This is a genomic window from Trichocoleus sp. FACHB-40, assembly GCF_014695915.1.
GTDB lineage: Bacteria > Cyanobacteriota > Cyanobacteriia > Cyanobacteriales > FACHB-T130 > Funiculus > Funiculus sociatus.
This window is the reverse complement of sequence record NZ_JACJPF010000035.1, coordinates 101,375-124,176: the sequence shown is the minus strand read 5'-3', so window position 1 is coordinate 124,176 and position 22,802 is coordinate 101,375. Positions and strand designations below refer to the sequence as shown.

The following is a 22,802-nucleotide window of genomic DNA, read 5'->3' as shown; positions in this document are numbered from 1 at the left end:
GAGGTGACACGGTTTGGCTGAAAAAGGAAGTAGCGATCGCCTTATTGTTTTTGGGCTTGGTAGATATAAATATTATTAAAAACTCCCACCGACTCAAAATGATAAGACGGCAAAAACGAACTCACCGATAAATCCGTTCGGTAAATACTAAAGAAAATAAAATTATGCCTTTCTGTAGTTTCAGCAATAAGTTGCTTAACTTGGGGACTTCCAGTTTCTACCAGTAAATTACATTGACGCTTCAAAAAGCCACCGAAATCTTCGGACGCTTTTGCACAAACATTCTCTTTTAAATACACCGTCAGCTGCTGTAAGGCAAACTCTTCATACTCAGCCTGACTCGGATTAGTCATAGCCATCGCCACGCCCAGCCCAGCTAGGACGACTGTCCCAATTGTTTGAACAACCTGCAAACCCTTCATGGTACGCCTACGACTTATCTTTATGGTTAAGACTACGCCTGCTGGCTCCTGAGTTCCGGGGTAATTTTTGGATCACTGGATCAAACCAGAAAGTTATGCTATAGTTAGAAACTGGAATGGCGAGCGTAGCCAAGTGGTTAAGGCAGTGGATTGTGGTTCCACCATTCGTGGGTTCAAGTCCCATCGTTCGCCCTCATCTTAACACCACACAAAAAGACGCCTCGGCTGTGGCCGAGGCGTCTTTTAATATTTGGTTGTCAAGTCTAAGCTACTGGCATACTACCCTCCTTCCTAGGGAGGCAAAGCAGGGTGGTTGCATTTGTTAAAAGAAAATTCTGTAACGTTGATTTCGGTTGGCGGTAGGGGCATGGCATTGCCATGCCCCTACAAAATGTCGCAATTTACGATACGATATTTTCTTCGATTGTATGAAACCACCCTGCCTTTTAATGGAGGCAAAGGGGGATCTCACTTTATGTAGCTCACATCGAAGATCGCCCGAAGCCCTTTTCCCAGGGAGCCTAAGAAAAACTTGTCAATTACGTAATCTACTTGATGGGAACAGCCTTAACATCAACGGTGTCTGAAGAAGCTGTTGAAGCTTGGTTAGCAGCATCAGCTTCGCTAACTGTTTCCTCGTTACGAGACTTGAGACGCTGCGACAGCATCTGGGATATCTCAGAAACCAGCAGTGTCAAAAGCAAGGCATCGTCAATCTGTCCCACAACAGGAATAAAATCCGGAGCAATGTCAATCGGGCTGAACAGATAGGCCACTGTCCCCAGAATCAACCACCAGCGATACTTGGGATTACGAATTGTGTTGCGATACCAGTTGTAAAGTGATTGGATTGAAAAATTCATTCTTTAACCCTCGATCTATTTTTAATATTGACAAATCTACCAGCAGTATGCAGGTGTGGATATCCCCCCGAAGTTTGACGCTTATGATGCGACAACAGCAGGAGAAGGTATCTCTTATGAATGACAATGCTTAACTAGAATTGGAATGGCTTTAACAGAATAAAGAAAACCTAAGCCGGGGAGTGAGGAGGAAAGAATCCACTGTGACATTTCAAGAACTGATTGAAAAGGGCGGACCTGCGATGTGGCCCCTGCTGGCTTTATCGCTGCTATCTTTAGGAACAATTTTGGAGCGCCTGTGGTTTTGGGCGAGAATCTTAACCAAGGAAAGAGAGATTGTAGATCGCATACTGGAGGCGGCGAGCCGCAACTGGGACGTTGCCGCAGAGATTGCCGGACAGGCGAGAAGACAACCTATTGGGCGCTTTTTGTATGCTCCCTTGCGGCTGGCTAGCCCCGATCCAGAGGTGTTTAAGCTGGCGCTGGAGTCATCAGCGGACGAGGAATTGGCTGCGATGCGCCAAGGCGACAAACTTTTAGAAGCTGTAATTGCCCTCGCGCCTCTACTAGGTTTGCTGGGTACAGTTTTGGGCTTGATCCGCTCCCTGAGTGGTATTCGTTTGGGCGATTTGGGAACGTCTTCGACTGCTGGAGTAACTTTGGGAATTAGTGAATCTCTCATCAGTACGGCGGCTGGACTGGTGGTTGCAATTACTACTCTGGTCTTCTATCGGCTGTTTCAAGCTTTTTTGTTTAATCAAATCAAAATTTTCCGCAAAGCCGGGAATGACTTGGAGTTACTTTACAGGCAGGAATGGCCGAAATTTGGCATTAACCGTCATAGTAATGCCATCAAACCGAAAATCGACAGCGCCGAGCCTAGCGATCGCTAAAATTAGTCCTTAGTCAATGGCTAATGGATTTTTAACAATTAGCGATACTTCAATTAGCAATTCTCTTCTTTTTTCCAACAATGAAAGTAAATTTGGATACTCCGTCTGAAGAAGCGCGGATTGAGATTATTCCTCTGATAGATGTCATCTTTTGTATCCTGACGTTTTTTCTGTTAGCTGGTTTGCAGCTAACTCGTCAGCAAGCTATCAGTGTGGATTTGCCTAAAGCTAGCAGCGGCACTCCGCAAATGCGAGAGATGTTGATGGTAAGTTTGGATGATGTGGGTCAAGTTTATATCGAACAACAGCCGATCGGCTCAAAAGATCAGCTATCTGTGGCACTAAAGAATTATCGCTCGACAAATCCCAATGGTTTGATGGTGCTGTATGCGTCACGGACTGCGAGTTACAACGATGTGATTCAGGTGTTGGATTTGCTACGCGAGGTAGGAGGCGATCGCGTGTCTTTAGCAACTTTACCCGGTTCCGGTGACGGGACTTCTGGCTCTAATACGCAGGTTCCTGTTGCTCCGGGAGTTACACCTTACTCCGGTACTGCTCCCATCCAGCCGTATAATCCCTACGCTGCACCAGCTCCCACTTACCCTTACAATCCAGGTCAGCCGCAATTACCTGTTGTACCCGGACAACCAGGTATTAATCCTACTGCACCCGCTGTCCCAGTCCCTGGTGCTACTATTGCTCCGCCAAAGGCTGATTCTGTTCCCAAGAGGTAGAGTTGATTCTGCCAATTTATAGAGGTAGAGGCGCGATCTTTAACTTACGGTAGTAATTATAAAGATAATTTTTCACGCCTCTACTTCTAGAAAGGGAGTAATAAAAATATGGATTTTATTGATCTTTTGATTGCATGGCTGGTATCAGCTTCTAGCTTACTGATTATTTCCCAAATACCTGTAGGTGTTGAAATTGATAGCACCCCGAAAGCATTTGTTTCAGCAGCAGTGCTAGGAATTGTTGCTGCTATAGTTAGACCAATTATGGGACTTGTGTTTGCAATTCCTAACTTTTTGACGTTTAACTTGCTGTCAGGGCTTTTCACGTTTATTGTTACGGTTGCAACTTTCATGCTCGCAGCGTCTCTGGTACATGGATTCCGCTTGCGGTTGGGGATCTGGAGTGCGGTAATCGGTGCGATCGCGCTTTCTTTCGTGAGCAACCTGATCTACAACTTTATCTAGACGCTCTAGTTGAAAATATAACCCTATAATTGAACCGCCTGGATGTGAAACATTCAGGCGGTTTGCGTGTGCATATATAAGATACGATATCTTAGCGATCGCTTATCATCATCAAACCTCAATTTCATACTTCTAAATTCCAATCTTCCCCACCTGGTAATTGACTAAATTCTTCCGAAATAGCATCACGTAATGCTTTTTTAGCATGAGAATAAGTTAAATTTAATAATTTATTGGCTATAATTATAATCTGTGTTTGGTCTACTATTCTCATTAGTTGAGCTGGCTTATAGGCACCATTAGCAACTTCCACACTACCTGTAAAAATTGCATCTTCAAAAGCAGTTTCGAGGTAAGAGTCCCATTCCTCTGGCTTAATATAATATGAGGTTTGATTCTCTTTGAGATTTAAAGATTGAATTTTGAGAATCGAATCTCGAATGGAAGCAGCCCAAGAATTAGTTAAACGCTGCTCAACTTGGTTCTTTATCAAGTGAACGAGCAGCCGAATCAGAAAGCTTTCGATAGTCTGCAAAATAGCTTTTTTACTCATCCCCTCCAATTCATCTAATAGGGATAAAGCATCTTCATAGCGACCTTCAAGAATATAATTTCTTAAATCTGTGAGTTCTTGAGTCATTGTCAGTTGACCTCACCTGTGCATAGACCAATTATATTGTAGGGCGGGAAATGCGTTGGTTAGAACCTCCAGGCTGAAGCCTGAGGCTATACAAACAAAGCCTACCTGCACGGGCTAGAATAAGCCTGTCTACGCACGCTTTGTTTGCATAGCCGAAACTTTAGTCGTTAGGCTTCAAGTTGGGGAACTTCTCCTCTAGTTTCAGTTGGGTTGCTGCTTCTGGGAACTTGTTGTTCCAGAAATGGTTTAACTTTGGCGGGTGAAATTGACCCTCTATAAGCGCCACAATAGTACATACTGAGAACCGCTTTATATGCCCAGTCTGAGGGTGACACATCCCTATAAGGGTTTGGCAAAGTATCCCCAGCATCTCTAGAACAAGCTTCCAAAACTTGATCTGAAGTTGGTGGCGTTTGAGAAGAGGGCGTTGTTGAGTTGAAAGGTTCGGTATTTTGAGCTTTGAGTGGAGCCAAAAAGCCAAATGTAGCTAATAGGGTAGCTGTGGCCAAAAGTATGAGTTTCATGGCTTACCAATAACAACTTTAAGGACAACTTTTGAGAAAGTTGCTCCTACTCAAAACTAACAATTCTGCACAAAACACTTGCTCTGCCAACGTGTAGATGCACCCAATCTTTCCTGCTGAGCGCCCACTACTGTTCGCTTAGTCGTAATTAAACCCCGAACCTCCTTAAAAACTTACAGGAATGCCACCAATGACTTTAATGGTGGGCATTGCCCACCATTCTCTTAGTCTCTAGTCCCTACAGGGTCTGACGTACTAAATCGGCTAAACGCTCGGCACTATCAGGAAATCCCAACTTGCCAGCTTTTTGTGCCATTTGTTGCAGCAAATCGGGTGAATGCAATAAATTCAACACTTTACTTTGTAGTAACTGGGGTGTCAGTTCTGCCTGACGAAATACCAAACCAGCACCCGCTGAGTCAAAGATTGCCGCGTTGTAGACTTGGTGATCTTCGGCGGCGTAGGGGTAGGGAATGAGAATAGCGGGTGTATGAGTTACTGCCAGTTCCGTGAGTGTGCCAGCACCAGCGCGGCTAATTGCCAGGTTAGTTCGTTGGAAGAGTGCCGCCATGTTGTCATAGAAAGGCATAGCAAAATATTGAGGGTGCTGGAGGCTTTGGGCATCTGGGTCATTATCGCCCGTTAGATGGACGATCCAGGCACCTGCATCTAACCACGCGATCGCACACTGGCGCACTAATTGATTGACAGCGACAGCGCCTTGTGAGCCTCCGACAACGGCAATTAAAGGCACGTTTTCCGGAATTGGCAGAGCCAGCTTTTGCTGGGTGCGGAACTGGGCGCGAACTGGAGTGCCTGTGTATGCTGTTCCAGTGCGGGGTAGATAATGTGCTCCGTATTCAAATCCTAAAGCGACGCTAGTACACCACCCACTCAGCCAGCGAGTTACTTTGCCAGGGAGGGCGTTGGATTCGTGGAGGATAACTGGCACTCCAAGCGATCGCGCAGCAATAATCGCTGGTGCGGCAATATAACCGCCAGTGCTGAATACGCCTTGAAAATTCTTTTCTTTAATTATCTGTCGCACCTCGCGGATGGAACTGCTAAGGCGCAGCAAAATTCCCAGTGTCCCCAATCCGAAGCGTTCCTGAAAGCCTTCTATAGCTATGGTATTGAGGGGATATTGAGCAGGAACCAACTGGTTTTCCAGGCGGTTAGGGACACCAAGCCACTCAATTTGGTAGTCTGGCAGTTGTTCGGCTAGAGCAAGTGCGGGAAATAGATGCCCCCCAGTACCACTCGCGGCTATTAGCAATTTTTTCAGTTCATTTGCCAAAGTTTCTTTCTCCTACTGGCTGTCCTGGCGCGGATAAGATCAAAAATTAGTTGTAAGTTAGCTTTGGAGAGTAGCCAGGATTTCTACTCCCTGCACCTTGCTCAATATCCGTTTCCTTTATCCCACTATTCAAACACGTCCCCGATGCCTAACTCGATAACTCTTTCTAACAACTTTCGACTCTCTATGGTTAAGCAAAAGTTGAAAATTTTTGCTTTTATACTTTTTACGCTTTCGGTGCTTCATCCTGCTACCGTCCGCGCCGCTAGTCCAGAAACAGCACCCGCTGAGCTAAAAAATGCTTTAGCGCAAATTGATGCTGCTGCCAATCGCCAGGATGTGAAGACGGTGATGCAGTTCTATAGCCAGAATTTTACCCATTCTGACGGCTTAAATCGCCAAAGTATGCAACAGAGTTTATCTCAAATCTGGCAGCGCTACCCAAAACTGAACTACCGAACAGAACTCACATCTTGGGAAGCGAAGGGAGATGAGATTGTGGCCGAGACGGTGACTACTATCACTGGTGCAGGGAAAGTGGATGGCAAAGATACGAAAATTGAGTCTACTGTGCGATCGCGCCAGCGTTTTCAAAATCAAAAAATTGTCCAGCAGGAAATCTTAGCAGAACGCACTCAGATGACGACTGGCGCAAAGCCTCCTACGGTGAATATGAAGTTGCCAGAGCAGGTACGTGTTGGTCAGTCTTATAATTTGGATGCTGTTGTGCAGGAACCTCTGGGCGACGATCTTATGCTGGGAGCAGCCGTGGAGGAACCTGTCAAGGCGGAGCGCTTTGTCAAACCTGCGCCTGTGGATTTAGAGTTACTATCCTCTGGTGGGATTTTTAAAGTAGGTCGCGCGCCCCTTTCTCAAGGTAACTACTGGGTGTCAACGGTGTTAATCCGGGAGGAAGGCACCACAATGGTAACTCAGCGCCTGCGAGTTGTAGAAGGCAACGCGGGAACTAAGTAATCTACTGCGTTCCCAGCCTCCCGCCTGGGAACGCAGTATGTGAGGCTCCCGCCTGTAGTGCTATCGGTGAAAGGAGGCGGGAGCCTCCTGAATTGCATTCCCAAGCGGGAGCCTAGGAACGAGATAACCAAAATCTAAAATTCTATGGTTTCAATCAAAGACCAAATTGTGTTAATTACAGGCGCTAGTAGTGGCATTGGTGCTGCTTGTGCCAAAATATTTGCTGAAGCTGGTGCCAAACTAATTTTGGTGGCTCGACGGCAAGAGCGCTTAGAAGAACTTGCACAGATGTTGAAGGGAACTGCTGTGCATTTGTTACCTCTGGATGTGCGCGATCGCGTTTCTGTTGAATCTGCTTTTTCTTCCCTACCCGCCGACTGGTCTAATGTAGACATTTTGATTAACAATGCGGGCTTAAGTCGCGGTTTAAATAAACTCCATGAAGGCAGCATTCAAGATTGGGAAGAAATGCTCGACACAAACATCAAAGGTTTACTATACTGTACCCGATTCCTCGTACCAGGAATGGTTAATCGTGGGCGGGGTCATGTAGTAAATCTTGGCTCAATTGCTGGACATCAAACTTATCCAAGCGGTAATGTTTACTGTGCCTCTAAAGCCGCCGTCAAAGCAATTTCTGAAGGCTTGAAACAAGACCTTTTGGGAACGCCAGTGCGCGTAACTTCGGTAGATCCTGGTTTAGTCGAAACTGAATTTAGTAATGTCCGTTTTCACGGTGATACTGACCGAGCTAAAAAAGTTTATCAAGGATTAACACCTTTGACACCAGAAGACATTGCGGACGTGATATTTTTCTGCGTCACTCGACCCGCCCACGTTAATATTAGCGAGATACTTTTAGTGCCAACCGATCAAGCTACTGCCACTTTAGTTAATCGAATTTAAAACCTAATATGGTTAACTTAGAGCTAAAAATATAAAACCAGCGTAGGTTTCCAGGGAACTTCAGCCAAGTATTCTAAACATTTGTTGGGTTTTACTTTCGTTCAACCCAACACTTTTAACTGCATCTGAGCCTAACTTATGATATACTAGAAGAGTTGTCTCAATTCGCACATCCAGGGTTTCGGGTGTTTCCGCAGGAAATACGTCTGGATGGAGGATTAACCCGAAAGGAGAAAAAAATATGTCAGTCGTCTCTTTGGCTCAAATGATGGAGTCTGGAGTTCACTTTGGGCATCAGACCCGACGGTGGAACCCGAAAATGTCTCCATATATCTACACTTCCCGCAATGGTGTCCACATCATCGACTTGGTGCAGACAGCGCATTTGATGGAAGATGCTTATAACTATATGCGTTCGGAAGCCGAGAAGGGCAAGAAGTTTCTCTTCATTGGCACCAAGCGTCAGGCTGCGGGTATTGTGGCACAAGAAGCTGCTCGTTGTGGTTCCTACTACATTAACCAACGTTGGTTAGGGGGAATGCTCACCAACTGGGCGACGATTAAAACCCGCGTAGAGCGCCTGAAGGATTTGGAGCGGCGGGAAGAAACCGGAGTCCTCGACTTGTTGCCCAAAAAAGAAGCTTCCATGCTGCGTCGGGAAATGACAAAATTGCAGAAGTATCTGGGCGGCATCAAATTGATGCGGAAAGTTCCTGATATCGTGGTAATCGTGGATCAGCGTCGGGAATATAACGCTGTTCAGGAATGCCAGAAGCTGGGGATTCCCATTGTGTCTCTTCTTGATACAAACTGCGATCCTGATGTGGTAGATATTCCCATCCCAGCCAATGATGATGCCATCCGGTCAATTAAGCTAATAGTGGGTAAGTTGGCGGATGCCATCTATGAAGGGCGTCACGGTCAGCTAGACGCAGAAGCAGAAGACGATTACGAAGATTACGAAGGCGCTGAAGACGACCTCGATTATGAGGAATCCGACTCACCCATTCCAGATGAAGAGGAAGAGGAAACCCAGGAGTAATTCAGCGTTGGAAACATCAATATCTTAGTAGGAACACCAAGCAATGGCGGAAATATCTGCAAAAGTCGTCCAAGAGCTGCGCCAAAAAACAGGTGTCGGCATGATGGACTGCAAAAAAGCGCTCAAAGAAACCGACGGTGACATGGACAAAGCCATTGAATGGCTGCGCCAGAAAAATATGATCAAGGCGGGGAAGATGGAAACCCGCGCCGCCACCGATGGGTTGATCGGCAGCTACATTGGCACTGCGGGAAGAGTTGGCGTTTTGGTGGAAGTTAACTGCCAAACCGACTTTGTTGCCCGCAACGAAGCGTTTAAAACCCTGGTGCAGAACATTGCAATGCAAGCAGCGGACGCTTCAGATGTCAATTCGCTGATGTCTCAGCCGTACATTCACGACCAGAATATTACGGTCGAAGAGTTGGTGAAGCAAAACATCAGCCAGTTGGGTGAAAACATTCAGGTGCGCCGCTTTGAGCGGTTTGTGCTGGATGAAGGAACTTCCGGGCTAGTCGGGAGCTACATCCACACAGGGGGACGAGTTGGCGTTTTGGTGGAAGTTAACTGCCAAAGCGATGAGGTTGCGGCCAGTGAAGAATTCAAAACTCTGGTGCAGAACGTTGCTATGCAAATTGCTGCTTGTCCCAACGTGGAATATGTGAAAGTCAGCGACATCCCCGCCGAAGTCGTTGAGAGGGAAAAGGGAATTGAAATGGGGCGGGATGACCTGGGGAATAAGCCGCAGAACATCAAGGAAAAGATTGTTCAAGGGCGAATTGACAAGCGCCTGCAAGAGATGACCTTGATGGATCAGCCTTACATTCGCGACCAAAGCATCGCGGTGGAAGATTTGGTGAAGCAGCACGTTAGCCAGTTAGGTGGAAACATCGAAGTGCGTCAGTTTGTCCGGTATATCCTGGGCGAAGGGCTAGAAAAGCAAGAAAGCAATTTTGCTGAGGAAGTTGCAGCTCAAATGGGCGGCAATAAATAATCAGCGCGATCACTCCCCTTGATAGCAGCTACTAGGTTCTAGAGCTGCTATCAAGAGTCGAAAAGACAGGTCAACCCCTCACATGGCTGACCTGTCTTTTATCATTAGTCCTGAGACCTGATGTTGACGATTGACTAATGACGATAAGCCGTTATTCTAAATTAGAGTAGTACAGTTGTACGCAAGTAACGTTCAGATAAGCAGCTGTCTAGATGATGCTATGGCGAGAACAGTAGAGCAAATAGAGCGGGATATGGCAGTGCTGCAAGAAGCGACTGACGCGATCGCGTCTGAATTCCACAACACCTACAACCAATACCTGACTGCCTTGGAGCAAGCAATGCGCCAGCAGTTAATCCAAGCTATTTATTATCTTTGCACTCAGGCTTACCCAGAAGCCTTCCTAAGCTTGCCTGTTGACGCAAGACAGAAATTACAGCAGAACCTCCTGCAACTAGCACGTAAAGCTCAAACACAGATGTTGTTGCACTTGGAGCCTCGCCCCATCGAGACAGCAGCCAACAGCGTCCCGACAACAAACCTGGAAGATATCGCTAAGTGGCAAGATCAGCTAGAAAGCGCCATTAGCGAAACCTTGATCTCAGTCTCTTGCGACATCAATAGCCTATTACAGGAAACTGGTATTTTACCCAACAAATTCCCGCCCGCGGTTCTGGAAGCTGCTGTCAAAACAGAGCCATCAGCTCAACCAGTGGGAGGACGACCCAATATCATAAAATTGGCGATCGAAATCGCCAATGATGACATAGAAATGCCAGAATTTCCAACTATCCAAAACTCCAATGTCACGCCAATCGTGGCAATTCATTTGCGGTTATCGGAAATTGAGTTTGCTGACTCAACTGTAATGGCGTTTCGCAACCAAATTCGCAACCTCAACGCACAGTTCACTACACTCCGCCGGGAATTTCAGAAAAAGCAGCGTGAGCGTACCGTTGCAGATGCTCAAGCCGCTTGGCGTGCGTGTTGGTTTGAAGAATAGGGACTAGGCACTAAGGAGAAAGTATGGAAACAGAATCACCGGATTGGTTGCGATTGCAAAAAGCCCTGGCGGTGGAAGCAGAACGGGGCTTCACGGACTTGATGGGAAAACAATATCGTTTCAGTGAATTCTTGTGTTTGGAGTTTGGCAAACCTCCAGCTACCTTAATACCTATGGAACGCCGCAGGTGGCAAGAAATGGCAAACAAATTTGCCCGTTATCCTGACTTCCCACTTGAAGAACGACAACATTTGGTAGCAGAAACTCGGCGGTTTCTTCACCAGATGCAACAATGTAGCAACAAACAAATCCAAGAACAAACAAGGGAAAACAGAGAACAATATACTATTGAAAACCCCAACTACAAAGCCCCGCTAACGGCTCCCCTAGTTCAGTCTAATGTAGGTGTATCTCTCGACCAACAGCTCTCGCATTTGCCGGATGTGGGGGTGAGAAAAAGCGGATATTTAGCCAAGCTGGGTTTACAGACGGTGCGGGATGTCCTTTTCTACTACCCCCGCGACCACATCGACTATGCCCGCCAAGTGAATATCTGCGAACTCGAAGCAGGCGAGACGGTGACAGTCGTGGGAACTGTAAAGCGCTGTACGTGCTTTAGTAGTCCCAAAAACCAGAAATTAACGATTTTCCAAGTGGTTCTGAAAGATAGAACCGGCCAAATCACCCTCAGCCGCTTTTTTGCGGGCAATCGCTACAGCAATCGCGGCTGGCAGGAAGGTCAAAAGAGTCGGTATCCGGTGGGGACAATCGTGGCGGCATCTGGCTTGGTGAAAAAGAGTCAATACGGTATTACTCTCGAAGAACCACAAATGGAAGTTTTGGCACACCCAGGAGACACGATTGATTCTATGTCGATTGGTCGGGTGGTGCCAGTGTATGCGCTCACTGAGGGTGTGGCGGCTGATATGGTCAGGAGTGCGGTAATTGCCGCTTTACCTGCTGCTAAACAGCTAAAAGACCCTTTACCTGCTGCTTTGCGGGATGGGTATGGGTTAATGAAGTTACCCGAAGCGATCGCTAATATCCATTTTCCCCCAGACAGTGCCGCCAAGGAAGCCGCCCGTCGTCGCTTAGTCTTTGATGAATTTTTCTACCTCCAGTTGGGTTTCCTCATGCGTCGTCAAGCCCAACGCCAAAAGCAAGCAAGTGCAATTTTAGCTCCCAGAGGTAAACTCATCGAGCAATTCCACAAAGTTTTACCTTTCAAGCTAACTAACGCCCAGCAGCGAGTTCTTAACGACATCCTCAACGATTTGCAATCATCCAGCCCGATGAATCGGTTGGTACAAGGGGATGTCGGTTCTGGTAAAACTGTTGTAGCAGTAATTGCCATCCTCGCCGCCATCCAATCCGGCTACCAAGCAGCGTTGATGGCTCCCACGGAAGTTTTAGCAGAACAGCACTACCGCAAATTAGTCGGTTGGTTCAACCTCCTACATTTACCAGTAGAACTGCTGACAGGTTCCACCAAAACCGCCAAACGTCGGGAAATTCACTCCCAATTAGAAACAGGAGAATTACCTCTATTAGTAGGTACTCATGCCTTAATTCAAGACAAAGTTAATTTCCATAAGCTGGGTTTAGTAGTAATTGACGAACAACACCGTTTTGGTGTAGAACAACGGGCGCTTTTGCAGCAAAAAGGCGAACATCCCCATGTATTAACTATGACAGCCACCCCGATTCCCCGAACCTTGGCGCTAACAGTGCATGGCGATTTGGATGTCAGTCAGATTGACGAACTACCACCCGGCCGTCAGACGATACACACGACAGTTTTAACCGGGAGGGAACGCACCAACGCCTATGACCTGATCCGCCGCGAAATCGTTCAGGGACGGCAAGCGTATATCGTTTTACCCTTAATTGAAGAATCAGAAAAGCTGGATGTGCGCTCAGCAGTGGAGGAGCATCAGCGCCTTTCTGAGAGTATTTTCCCCCAGTTTCAGGTAGGGTTGCTACACGGCCGTATGACTTCAGCCGAGAAAGACGAGGCAATTAACTTATTTCGCGACAACCAAACTCAAATCATTGTCTCCACCACCGTGATTGAAGTTGGTGTCGATGTGCCTAATGCTACGGTGATGCTAATTGAAAATGCGGAGCGTTTCGGCTTATCTCAGTTGCACCAGTTGCGGGGCCGCGTTGGTCGGGGTTCTCACCAATCATACTGTCTCTTGATGAGCAGCAGTAAAACCGCAGATGCACGTTATCGGTTGAACGTGTTGGAACAATCCCAAGACGGCTTTTTCATTGCGGAAATGGATATGCGGTTACGCGGCCCCGGTCAAGTGTTAGGTACTCGCCAGTCTGGGGTGCAAGATTTAGCTTTGGCAAGTTTAGTGGAAGATCAAGAAGTTTTAAATATAGCGCGGGATGCAGCTGAAAAGGTGATATTGCAAGATAAAAAATTAGAGCAACATCCTTTAATGAAAGCTGAGTTAGACTATCGCTACCAGCGCTTAATGGGTGGCGCGATTTTAACATGATTGACCATGACCGTTTATTTAAAGAACTACTCACTGAGTTTTTTATAGAATTTCTAGATTTATTCTTTCCAGACATAGTTGCTTATCTGGAACCAAATTCAATCAGCTTTGAACCAAAAGAAATATATACTGATGTCACGGCTGGCGAAAAATATGAAGCTGATTTATTAGTAAAGGCTAGATTCAGAGAACAAGAATCATACTTTCTAATTCACTTATAACACCAAGCGCAACCACAAGCAGATTTTGGGCGGCGAATGTTTCGTTACTTCGCCCGGTTGTATGAAAAATTTGCCATCCCCGTGTATCCAATCGCTATCTTTTCGTACAATTCTCCCAAACTTCCACAGCCAAACTTTCACCGGGTAGAATTTCCCGATACAGTGGTTTTGGAGTTTAACTATCAGCTGATTCAATTAAATCGCCTGAATTGGCGAGATTTTCTGCAACACCAAAATCCAGTAGCCAGTGCGCTGATGGCTAAAATGAACATAGCGCCTGAAGACCGTCCTAAAGTTAAATCAGAATGTCTGCGCCTGCTGGCAACTCTGCGACTAAATCCAGCACAGATGAAAATGATTTCTGGGTTTGTTGATACTTATATCCAGTTGAATACAGCAGAAGAAGAAATTTTTCAGGCTGAGATTGCTTCCTTTGAACCAGTTGAAATTGAGGTAGTTATGGAAATCGTTACCAGTTGGATGCAGCAAGGGATAGAACGAGGGTTGGAACAAGGTAGACAAGAGGGAGAGTTGGCAGTAATTATGCGGCTACTCAACCGTCGAATTGGTACAGTGGCGCCTGAGTTGCAAGAGCAAATTCGCCAGTTATCTCTCACCCAATTAGAAGATTTAGCTGAGGTGTTGTTAGACTTTGCGGATACAGCAGATTTGGTGAGTTGGTTAGAAATTCACCCAAAGGGTTAATTTTGGGTTTAAAAGTAGAACGCGATCGCGTTCTACAATATTAAAGCGATCGCGCTCTTGTTACAAAGCGATCTGTTGGCTTCATCGCAAAGCGAATATCTCGGCTATATTAGGCAATACCTGATTAAACGTTGTAATTAAAGTAGTCGTCTTGGGTAACTCGGCGCTTATTTCTCTCAAAACACCCATATCTGTTTCTGCTTGCGTTTGGTGTTGGGATACTTGAGGATTTTTCCCGGCTTCGGCTAAAATCTGCACTTGCTGAAGTGCTTTGGTTTTCTTCTCTGGTTGCAAGCTATCGTCAGCCTGAATTACTGTTTGCAATTGAGTCAGCAATTCCCTGATTCCAGGTAAACCGCCTTGATTGGACTCAGGTAACTGTTCAACCGCATTTGTCACCTCTTGGTTGATGCTATCACCACTATTAATATTGATTTCGCTATTTTCAGGCATTGTTTCTCCTTGATGTTCATATACCCCATAAAAACTAGGTTAATTGAACATTGCTCAGAGACTTCAAAATTAAAAATGGTTGTTGGCTGTGAATGCCTGTGATATACTTAGAAAGCTTGGGCGATTAGCACAGTGGTAGCGCACATCCTTCACACGGATGGGGTCACTGGTTCAAATCCAGTATCGCCCATATATTTAGTTGTAGAGTAACTAATTGTTTGTCATCTGTGACAGATTATTGTCATTAAGATTAATTATATGTCATCGTGCCAAATTGATGTTGTTGAACTATTAGTGACCTCTCATGTTTGGAAAAAAACAGCTTTCCTTAGCCTGACTTAGCAGAAAGCGAAAGCCCCCAAATATAGGGGCTTTTTGGTTATGTCAATGGCGTCCGATCGCTACCTTCCCACGCCATACACGCAAAGAGTTTAACTATCTTCTAGGATTCATACAGACTGGATTTGGATTATGTAAACAATCCCAACTTCCTGGACGAAGATTGCTATCTCCAGTAGTGCTTTGTGGTGTATTAGTGGTGGGTGTGCGTGCAGGCGTAGTGCCGGTGCCAGATGCGGGTGCGCTGTCGTTGGTGGTGCCGGGTGTAGTGGAGGGTGCGCTGTCGTTGGTGGTGCCAGCTCCAGGTGCGGGTGCGCTGTCGTCGGTGGTGCCAGCTCCAGGTGCGGTGCCGGGTGTTTGGGTTTGAGCGAATAATTGTTGGCTGCTTGCGGAGGAGTCAATACGAGCATTGCCATTAATAGAATTAACGCTATTAACTTGTGCTAATGCTGGAAAAGCCAGAAAAATTCCAGCAGTTGTAACCACCGACATCATACCAACGCCTTTTTTAATTTGAGTTTTCAGAGATGTATTCATCAGTTTCTATTTGGCTCTTACCAGTATCAGGTCGCACTTGATTAAATCTCATCCTCAACATCATAGTCGTCATACTATAGATAGAAGTAGTGCTTCCTAAGGGATGGAATGATGGGTAATGTCACCAATTTAGGCGCGATTGCACCTGAGAAAATTATTCTTTTATCCTGCTATAGCGCCACATTTAAGCTGGAAAGAAGAAAGCCTAGTACGAGTGCGAAAAATATTTCAAAGTAGATTAATCGGATTCATATAGTGATGCTTAATCAAGCGCAGCTAATACCGCCTTGGGTATTAATTTATCTTTAAACCAAATAATTCTTGCTGGTACATCCTTCAAGTTTACTCCTGCTTTTTCTAGATTCAGCCGTTCCGAAATCGCTAAAATTAAGTTATCGCATTCAGCACGACGTACCTGAGAAAATTTCTTTTGCAAATATTCCGGTCGCCAGTAGCCGACAATTTCTAGTAAGAAGGTGCGACCATCAGGATGTACTAAGCGAAAGTCGGGAATCATCACACTACCAGGAATTGGAATCAGGTCTACTTCTCGTTCTAATACCCAATCTGATTTCAGCGAGTCCCAGCGGTCAGCAAAAGATGCTTCCAGCATACTATCGTAAGGCTTACCAGGGGGATAGTGGGAAACCAAGCCACAGTCAGAATTGAGGGTAAAGCGTCCCGTTTTCCAGGTTCCGGTGTAGGTGTCGCGGTTTTGGAGGATGGCGGATAGACTCCATTTTGTAACGTGGAGTAAAGCGGGGAGGAGTTTAGAGATCGCTAACCCATACCTTGTACTAGGCTTAAATAAACTGGTCGGGCCATCAACTGTAATCGTAAACCCATGATCCGCATCGCCCTCAATATACGCCATCAATTGAAACAGTTTCAGATAGCGAAATAACAGTTTATACTCTCCTGGGACGTTGCGGTGAGCATTCAAAGTAATTTGACTAGCGCGATAGAAAACGCCTTGTACTTGAGATAAATTGTAGCGGTGTAGCAAATCTTCTGGAGTAATCCCATCAAACTGAGTTAAGATGCGATTCTCGGCTAAATCTGCGTAAAGTCCAGCCTGAATTTGACTTGGTAAAACTTCTCTTTCTAGTTCCTGACTGAGTTTGTCAGCTAATATATTAAGTGTTGCACCAGAAGCTTGCGGACTCGGAATTGATTGTGCAGAAAGGGCAAAAACTCGCTCTCGTAATTCTGGCGGTTCCAGAGGACTAACTACTTCAAAAGTAGACAAGCTGCTTTTGAGAATATGAGCTAATCCTCGCTTTAAGCGATAATCTGGACTATCACCTTCTAATTCTGATAATTGACGATCTAGTTCTCCTTGAGTGTTGCCTAATGCCTCTTGGAAGCAAATAATCAACTCATTGGCAACCGCTAAATTTTTCGCATCAATACTTAGGCGTTTTGGGACTATCGTTTCGCCATTATGTCTGTGGATTAGCAGGTCAGTTGGTAGCATGATGAATGAACCGCAAAAAAGAGAAATAACTAAGATTCAGGGAGATTTTCCTCATCATCGTCTCCCCACTTTGCTGGTGATTCCGCTGCTTTCTTCGTAACATTAGAATTTGCCCCATAAAAAATCTCCAACTGCCCTTTCTTCTCTCTTGCTCCTCCTTCGCGCTCTTTGGGTCTTCGCGGTTCATTCCTCTTCTCACCCCGTCGCCTACTAGAAGTACCTTCCTCACTCGTATCTTCCGCCACAACCTCATAAAGCATAGCGCGTTTATTAGCATCATTCCCCTTACGCAAAACTCGCCCTAATCGCTGAATAAACTCTCGCTGCGAACCCGTACCAGATAATATTATTGCCACACTTGCAGCCGGAACATCAACCCCTTCATTCAGAACGTGAGAAGCAATCAGATTTTTGTATTCTCCCTCCCGAAATTTAGTTAATATCTCGTGCCGTTCTTTGATAGGCGTTTGATGGGTAATTGCCGGAATTAAAAACTCGTGAGAAATGCGATAAACAGTAGCATTATCGGTAGTGAAAATCAACGTGCGTTCCGGATAATGTTGCGCTAAAATATTAGATAATATTCGCAGTTTACCATCAGTACCAAGGGCAATATCTTTAGCTTCGCGGTGAGCTAACATGGCACGTCGTCCAGCTTGCGATCGCGCACTCACCATGACAAACTGCTGCCACCCTTGATTACTGCCTAAAGAAATATTTGATTCTCGCAAAAAATTGTTGCGGAGTTGAATCAGCTCGTTGTAGCGATCGCGTTCAAGTTGCGATAACTTTACCTTAATCTGCACCACCTCATGATTAGCTAAAGCCGCACCTGCTAATTCCTCAGCAGTTTTGCGATAAACTTCCGCACCGATTAACATATTAAGATCAGTGTGCTTGCCATCAGAACGCTCAGGAGTAGCGCTAAGTCCGAGACGATAAGGCGCGATCGCATACTCAGCAATTACCCGACTAAAATCTGTAGGTAAGTGGTGACACTCATCAAACACTAACAAAGCATACTTGTTTCCCAAAGTCTCCGCGTGAATAGCCGCACTGTCGTAAGTAGCAACCAGTATCGGCGTTTTATCCCGCGAACCGCCACCCAACAACCCCACCTCCGCATCCGGAAAAGCCGCTGTTAAGTGAGCATACCACTGGTGCATCAAATCCAGAGTCGGCACCACAATCAACGTACTGCGCGGTGTCGATTGTATCGCCATTTGCGCCAGATAAGTCTTTCCCGCCGCCGTTGGCAACACCACAACCCCCTGCCTACCTGCTTGCTTCCAAGCCAACAGAGCCTCCCTCTGATGCGGATAAGGTTCCATCTCCATACTCGCCACCAGGGAGAGAGACTCAAAACCCTTCGCCTCATCGATAAAATTAGTGCCTTCCGCTTGCAGCACTTCCACCAATTGGCGATAATGTATCGCCTGGATGCGGAACTTTTCCACTCTGTCATCCCAAGTAGCGTATTCTACCCAAGATTTCCCCCTTGGCGGCGGATGCAAAATTAAAGTTCCTCGATCAAAAGATAATGTAGGGGTACGAGCCATTTGTTTTTTGAATTCTCTGTCCCCGATAATTTTAGAAGAGTCAAGGCATAATGCAGAATGGTAGTTCGCCTGACATCTTGCACTTGATGATTTTTAATCGCCAGCTAGATTTTTTTAATGGGAATGCTTCCTTAACAAACAGCGTGTTTACGGTAGCGACAGAGGAGAACTGAACAAAGATGTGGAGAGTAACGCATCCCCGACTGCGGCGCTACGGTGTTGCTGTAATTAGTACAGGTATCGCGCTACAACTGACATTACTGCTAAAGCCACTAATCGCGCCTACCATTTTGCCACTGTTTTATGCCGCCGTGACGGTTAGTGCTTGGTATGGCGGGATGAAACCGGGGTTGCTGGCTACAATTTTGTCTACTTTAGTCATCAACTACTTCTTTATAGCTCCAGTTTACTCGCTGGCGATCGCTAGTTTGAACGATATCTTGCGGCTAGGCGTGTTCGTGCTGGTAACGCTACTGATTAGCACACTCAACTCGGAACTTTGCACTGCGAAACAGCGGCTGGAGACGAGTATGCTAAAACTGCAAGCCAGTGAGGAGCAATATCGTCGCATTGTCGATACCGCTTACGAAGGTATTTGGACAACTAATGCTGAGTTTAAAACCGAGTATGTCAACCAGCGGATGGCGCACCTTCTCGGCTACAGCGTAGACGAAATGCTGGGACACTCGATTTTTGACTTTATGGATGACGAAGCTCAAATCGAAGCTCAAGCGAGGATTAAGCAACGCAAGCAGCCAAATAAAGATCAGTTTGACTTTCGTTACCGTCGCAAAGATGGTTCAACGCTTTGGACGATTGTCTCCACTAGCCAAATTTTAGACGAACGCGGTCAATTTATGGGCGCGATCGCTATGATTACTGATATCACCCTCCGCAAGCAAGCTGAAGAAGAACGCATTCAACTACTCAATAAAGAACAAGCGGCTAAAGAACAAATTACTAATACTTTAGAAAGCATTTCCGATGCTTTTGTTGCCTTAGATAGCGAATGGCGGTACACCTACGTAAACACTCGTGCAGAGCAGTTTTTCCAGAAACCCCGCGAAGAGTTAATCGGCAAAATCGTGTGGGAAGTATTTCCTCCACTCCCTAACTCGCAATTTTATATTTATGCTCATCATGCACTTTCCGAGCAGGTGGCTGTCGAGTATGAAGAGTTGAATCAGCGCTTTCAAAAATGGATATTAGTCCGTATTTATCCATCCAAAGATGGTTTAGCTGTTTACTTCCTCGACATCACTCTTCGCAAGCAAACTCAACAGTCGCTACAGGATAGTGAAGAACAAATTCGTCTGATAACAGACTCGGTGCCGATATACATTTCTTACGTTGATTCAGAACAGCGTTATCGCTTTAATAATCGGGCATACGAAGAATGGTTTGGATATTCGCGCAGCCAGATTACCGGAAAGCACCTTAAGGAAGTTATGGGTGAGTCGATTTATCAGTCAGTTCAAAAGTTTATAGAAGCGGCATTGTCTGGACAAAAAGTAAGTTACGAAAGCGCCTTTACACGCAGCAATGGAGACCAGCGTTATGTTCAGGGTACTTACGTTCCCCATTTCGGAGAAGGGGGAGAAGTTAAAGGATTTTTTGTTCTCGTCAATGACATTACTGAACGCAAGCAAGCAGAAGAAGCATTACGGAAAAGCGAGGAACGCTACCGAGCTTTTGTAGAACAAAGTTCAGAAGGAATTTGGCGGTTTGAAATTGAGCAGCCAGTTTATATAAACTCTCCAGAAGATGAGCAAATTGAGCAGTTTTATCAATATGGATACTTAGCGGAATGTAACAATGTTATGGCACAGATGTATGGCTATGACAGTGCCGAAGAAATTGTAGGAACAAGACTGGAAAATTTTATCGTTTCTGAAGATATAAATAATATTGAATACCTGCGGGCATTTATTCGTTCTGGCTACCGACTACACCAAGCAGAATCTTATGAAATTGATAAGCAAGGTAATTTCAAATATTTTGTGAATAACTTGGTGGGAATTGTGGAAAATGGTCAATTAGTAAGAGCGTGGGGAACTCAAAACGACATCACTCTAGACAAGCAAGCAGAAACCGCACTCAGCGAGAGCGAAAAACGGTTTAGAATAGCGGCACAATGCGCTACAGATGTGATTTATGAATGGGATATCGAGAGCGATCGCATGGAGTGGTTCGGTAAAATAGACGAACACCTGGGATACGAACCGGGAGAGTTTCCCCGAACGCTACAAGCTTGGAAAACTATGCTGCATCCGGACGATAGCGATCGCGTCATAGCGGCGGTAGACCAACATCTGCAAACAGGCGAACCATTTTTCCAAGAATACCGCGTCCAGCGAAAAGATGGCATCTACCTGTATTGGACAGATAGCGCCACAGCTATCAAAAACGAAAATGGTAAACCGATAAAATGGATCGGCGTAAATACCAATATTACAGAACGCAAGCGGGCAGAAAAGCAAATCCTTCGCTATGCCAATCGCTTACAAGTTCTAGCCGAGGCTTCGCGAACTTTTGCTGAAGCAATCCTAGATTATCAAACTGCCTTGGATACAATCTGTCAGCGCACAGTCGAGTTAGTTGGCGATACTTGCACTATTCGCCTAGTGTCGGACGATGGACAGTGGTTGAATATAGTTGCCGTTTATCACCGTAACCCAGAAGTGATCGCCTTTGTCCGGGAGTTGTCAGCTGCTGCACCCCAGCGCGTCGATGAAGGATTAACCGCGCGTGTGTTTGAAACAGGAGAGTCGCTGCTCATCCCAGTTGTATCACAAGAGCAGCTACGCGCCTCAATCAAACCAGAGTATGTACCGTGTTTGGAACGCTTTAGTGTCTACAGCCTTCTGGTCGCACCACTGCGGGTGCGGGGTCGGATCATTGGTACAATCGCTCTTTCCCGCGACAAGAGCGACAACCCGTATACTATTAATGACCAGGTATTTCTGCAAGATTTGGCAGATCGAGCCGCCTTAGCAATTGACAACGCCCGCCTCTACAACCACTCTGTGCAGGCGAACCGGATGAAAGACGAGTTCCTAGCCACACTGTCCCACGAACTGCGAACGCCGCTTAACGCCATGCTTGGTTGGACTCAGCTACTCCGTAACCGCCAGTTCGACCCCACCACCACCGCCAAAGCGCTAGAGACAATTGACCGGAACACGCGATCGCTTTCTCAACTCATCGAGGATGTTCTAGATGTCTCACGCATCATTACAGGTAAACTGCGTCTGAATGTTTATCCAGTAGAACTTCTACCAGTTATTGAGGCAGCAATTGATATTGTCCTACCAGCAGCTAACGCCAAGGAAATTTACATTGAATCCATATTAGACCGCTCAGTGATATCAATCTTGGGAGATTCCACTCGTTTACAGCAAATTGTCTGGAACTTGCTTTCTAACGCCGTCAAGTTCACACCCAGCAAAGGTCGGGTGACAATTAAACTGTCAGTAGTCAGGGAACAATTGTCAAGTCGTCAAATTGAAACGTTGTCAACAGACAACTATGCTCAAATTCAGATAAGCGACACAGGCGCGGGAATTAGTCCCGATTTTCTCCCCTACGTTTTTGAACGCTTCCGACAAGCTGATGGAACAACAACGCGATCGCATGGTGGACTCGGACTCGGTTTGGCAATCGTCCGCCATCTAGTAGAACTGCAAGGCGGCACAGTCCACGCCGACAGCCCAGGAGAAGGACAAGGAGCAACATTTACAGTCCGGTTGCCACTCATCGATAAGGCACAGGCGACTAAGGACAAGGGACTAGGGACACAGAAAGCACACCCTACCCCAATTCCCAATCCCCAATCCCCAATCCCCCTAAATGGTTTGCGGGTGCTAATCGTAGATGATGAGGCAGATGCACGAGATTTACTCTCTACAATGCTTGCAGAGTATGGAGCCGAAGTCACCGCTGTTCCGTCTGCGGGCGTTGCACTTGAAACACTACAACGTTTAAACCCTGATGTCCTCGTCAGCGATATTGGGATGCCGGAAGAAAATGGCTACAGCCTGATTCGCAAAATTAGGGCGCTCGATACCGCGTCGAGAAATATTCCCGCTGTGGCGCTGACAGCTTATGCTAGAGCAGAAGACCGCACGCAGGCTCTTTTGTCAGGTTTCCAGCTACACGTCCCCAAGCCAGTTGATCCAGCCGAGTTAGCTGCGGTAATTGCCAACCTCGCCGGACGCACTGGAAAAGTTTGAGTAATTTTAGA

At 46.1% G+C, this 22,802-nt stretch carries 19 protein-coding genes, 2 tRNA genes and 1 pseudogene; 13 read left to right on the top strand and 9 right to left on the bottom strand.

Features of this window, described 5'->3' with window-relative positions:
- Window positions 1-41: 41 nt before the first annotated feature.
- Window positions 42-422, bottom strand: a complete 381-nt coding sequence (locus tag H6F63_RS04400; RefSeq protein ID WP_190635214.1) for a DUF4359 domain-containing protein — start codon at window positions 420-422, stop codon at window positions 42-44.
- Window positions 423-541: 119 nt separating this feature from the next.
- Between H6F63_RS04400 and H6F63_RS04395 the strand changes: the two genes are divergently transcribed.
- Window positions 542-614 (top strand) — tRNA-His (locus H6F63_RS04395).
- A gap of 356 nt (window positions 615-970) precedes the next feature.
- On the opposite strand, the gene H6F63_RS04390 is transcribed toward H6F63_RS04395, so the two are convergent.
- Window positions 971-1,285, bottom strand: coding sequence for a YkvA family protein (locus H6F63_RS04390; protein WP_190424631.1), 315 nt, complete (start codon window positions 1,283-1,285; stop codon window positions 971-973).
- 203 nt (window positions 1,286-1,488) lie between these two features.
- Here H6F63_RS04390 and H6F63_RS04385 point away from each other — a divergent pair, with 203 nt between their 5' ends.
- The 3 genes from H6F63_RS04385 to H6F63_RS04375 all read left to right on the top strand — a co-directional run bounded on the left by H6F63_RS04385 (window position 1,489) and on the right by H6F63_RS04375 (window position 3,380).
- Window positions 1,489-2,178, top strand: coding sequence for a MotA/TolQ/ExbB proton channel family protein (locus tag H6F63_RS04385; protein ID WP_190635212.1), 690 nt, complete (start codon window positions 1,489-1,491; stop codon window positions 2,176-2,178).
- An 80-nt stretch (window positions 2,179-2,258) separates the two neighbouring features.
- Complete coding sequence (locus H6F63_RS04380) at window positions 2,259-2,915, top strand: biopolymer transporter ExbD (RefSeq protein ID WP_190635210.1); 657 nt, start codon at window positions 2,259-2,261, stop codon at window positions 2,913-2,915.
- Window positions 2,916-3,023: 108 nt separating this feature from the next.
- Entirely contained in the window at window positions 3,024-3,380 is a 357-nt protein-coding gene (locus tag H6F63_RS04375; RefSeq protein ID WP_190635209.1) for a phage holin family protein, read from the top strand.
- A 124-nt stretch (window positions 3,381-3,504) separates the two neighbouring features.
- Here H6F63_RS04375 and H6F63_RS04370 read toward each other — a convergent pair whose 3' ends face one another.
- From H6F63_RS04370 to murG, 3 genes are all read right to left on the bottom strand, one after another.
- Complete coding sequence (locus tag H6F63_RS04370; RefSeq protein WP_190635207.1) at window positions 3,505-4,020, bottom strand: DUF29 family protein; 516 nt, start codon at window positions 4,018-4,020, stop codon at window positions 3,505-3,507.
- A 167-nt stretch (window positions 4,021-4,187) separates the two neighbouring features.
- Window positions 4,188-4,544 (bottom strand): S-layer protein, encoded by a 357-nt coding sequence (locus H6F63_RS04365; RefSeq protein WP_190635205.1) that lies wholly within the window; start codon window positions 4,542-4,544, stop codon window positions 4,188-4,190.
- A 238-nt stretch (window positions 4,545-4,782) separates the two neighbouring features.
- Entirely contained in the window at window positions 4,783-5,841 is a 1,059-nt protein-coding gene (gene murG, locus H6F63_RS04360; protein WP_190635203.1) for an undecaprenyldiphospho-muramoylpentapeptide beta-N-acetylglucosaminyltransferase, read from the bottom strand.
- Between the two features lie 186 nt (window positions 5,842-6,027).
- On the opposite strand from murG, the gene H6F63_RS04355 reads away from it, so the two are divergent.
- The 7 genes and pseudogenes from H6F63_RS04355 (at window position 6,028) to H6F63_RS04325 (ending at window position 14,194) form a co-directional block, all read left to right on the top strand.
- On the top strand, window positions 6,028-6,816 hold the full coding sequence (locus H6F63_RS04355) for a nuclear transport factor 2 family protein (protein WP_199297674.1): 789 nt from the start codon (window positions 6,028-6,030) through the stop codon (window positions 6,814-6,816).
- A gap of 144 nt (window positions 6,817-6,960) precedes the next feature.
- A complete protein-coding gene (locus tag H6F63_RS04350) occupies window positions 6,961-7,722 on the top strand; it encodes an SDR family oxidoreductase (RefSeq protein WP_190635202.1) in 762 nt (253 codons plus the stop codon).
- A 241-nt stretch (window positions 7,723-7,963) separates the two neighbouring features.
- Window positions 7,964-8,764: a 30S ribosomal protein S2 gene (gene rpsB / locus H6F63_RS04345; protein WP_190424649.1), complete on the top strand. Its 801-nt coding sequence runs from the start codon at window positions 7,964-7,966 to the stop codon at window positions 8,762-8,764.
- A 43-nt stretch (window positions 8,765-8,807) separates the two neighbouring features.
- Window positions 8,808-9,755 (top strand): translation elongation factor Ts, encoded by a 948-nt coding sequence (gene tsf / locus H6F63_RS04340; protein ID WP_190424651.1) that lies wholly within the window; start codon window positions 8,808-8,810, stop codon window positions 9,753-9,755.
- 220 nt (window positions 9,756-9,975) lie between these two features.
- Complete coding sequence (locus H6F63_RS04335; protein ID WP_190635200.1) at window positions 9,976-10,758, top strand: hypothetical protein; 783 nt, start codon at window positions 9,976-9,978, stop codon at window positions 10,756-10,758.
- A 23-nt stretch (window positions 10,759-10,781) separates the two neighbouring features.
- Window positions 10,782-13,268 (top strand): ATP-dependent DNA helicase RecG, encoded by a 2,487-nt coding sequence (gene recG / locus H6F63_RS04330; RefSeq protein WP_190635199.1) that lies wholly within the window; start codon window positions 10,782-10,784, stop codon window positions 13,266-13,268.
- Window positions 13,265-14,194: pseudogene (locus H6F63_RS04325) on the top strand (DUF4351 domain-containing protein). Before recG ends, H6F63_RS04325 begins: the two are co-directional and overlap by 4 nt.
- Before the next feature lie 81 nt (window positions 14,195-14,275).
- On the opposite strand, the gene H6F63_RS04320 reads toward H6F63_RS04325, so the two are convergent.
- The gene (locus H6F63_RS04320; protein WP_190635197.1) at window positions 14,276-14,647 is read right to left on the bottom strand and encodes a hypothetical protein; all 372 of its coding nucleotides are present in this window, start codon (window positions 14,645-14,647) and stop codon (window positions 14,276-14,278) included.
- Window positions 14,648-14,765: 118 nt separating this feature from the next.
- On the opposite strand from H6F63_RS04320, the gene H6F63_RS04315 reads away from it, so the two are divergent.
- Window positions 14,766-14,837 (top strand) — tRNA-Val (locus H6F63_RS04315).
- Window positions 14,838-15,082: 245 nt separating this feature from the next.
- Here H6F63_RS04315 and H6F63_RS04310 read toward each other — a convergent pair.
- From H6F63_RS04310 to H6F63_RS04300, 3 genes are all read right to left on the bottom strand, one after another.
- On the bottom strand, window positions 15,083-15,523 hold the full coding sequence (locus H6F63_RS04310) for a hypothetical protein (protein WP_190635196.1): 441 nt from the start codon (window positions 15,521-15,523) through the stop codon (window positions 15,083-15,085).
- Window positions 15,524-15,785: 262 nt separating this feature from the next.
- Window positions 15,786-17,000 (bottom strand): DUF790 family protein, encoded by a 1,215-nt coding sequence (locus tag H6F63_RS04305; protein ID WP_190635194.1) that lies wholly within the window; start codon window positions 16,998-17,000, stop codon window positions 15,786-15,788.
- Between the two features lie 29 nt (window positions 17,001-17,029).
- Entirely contained in the window at window positions 17,030-18,559 is a 1,530-nt protein-coding gene (locus H6F63_RS04300) for a DEAD/DEAH box helicase family protein (RefSeq protein ID WP_190635193.1), read from the bottom strand.
- 179 nt (window positions 18,560-18,738) lie between these two features.
- On the opposite strand from H6F63_RS04300, the gene H6F63_RS04295 reads away from it, so the two are divergent.
- A complete protein-coding gene (locus H6F63_RS04295) occupies window positions 18,739-22,791 on the top strand; it encodes a PAS domain S-box protein (protein WP_190635191.1) in 4,053 nt (1,350 codons plus the stop codon).
- Window positions 22,792-22,802: the final 11 nt, after the last annotated feature.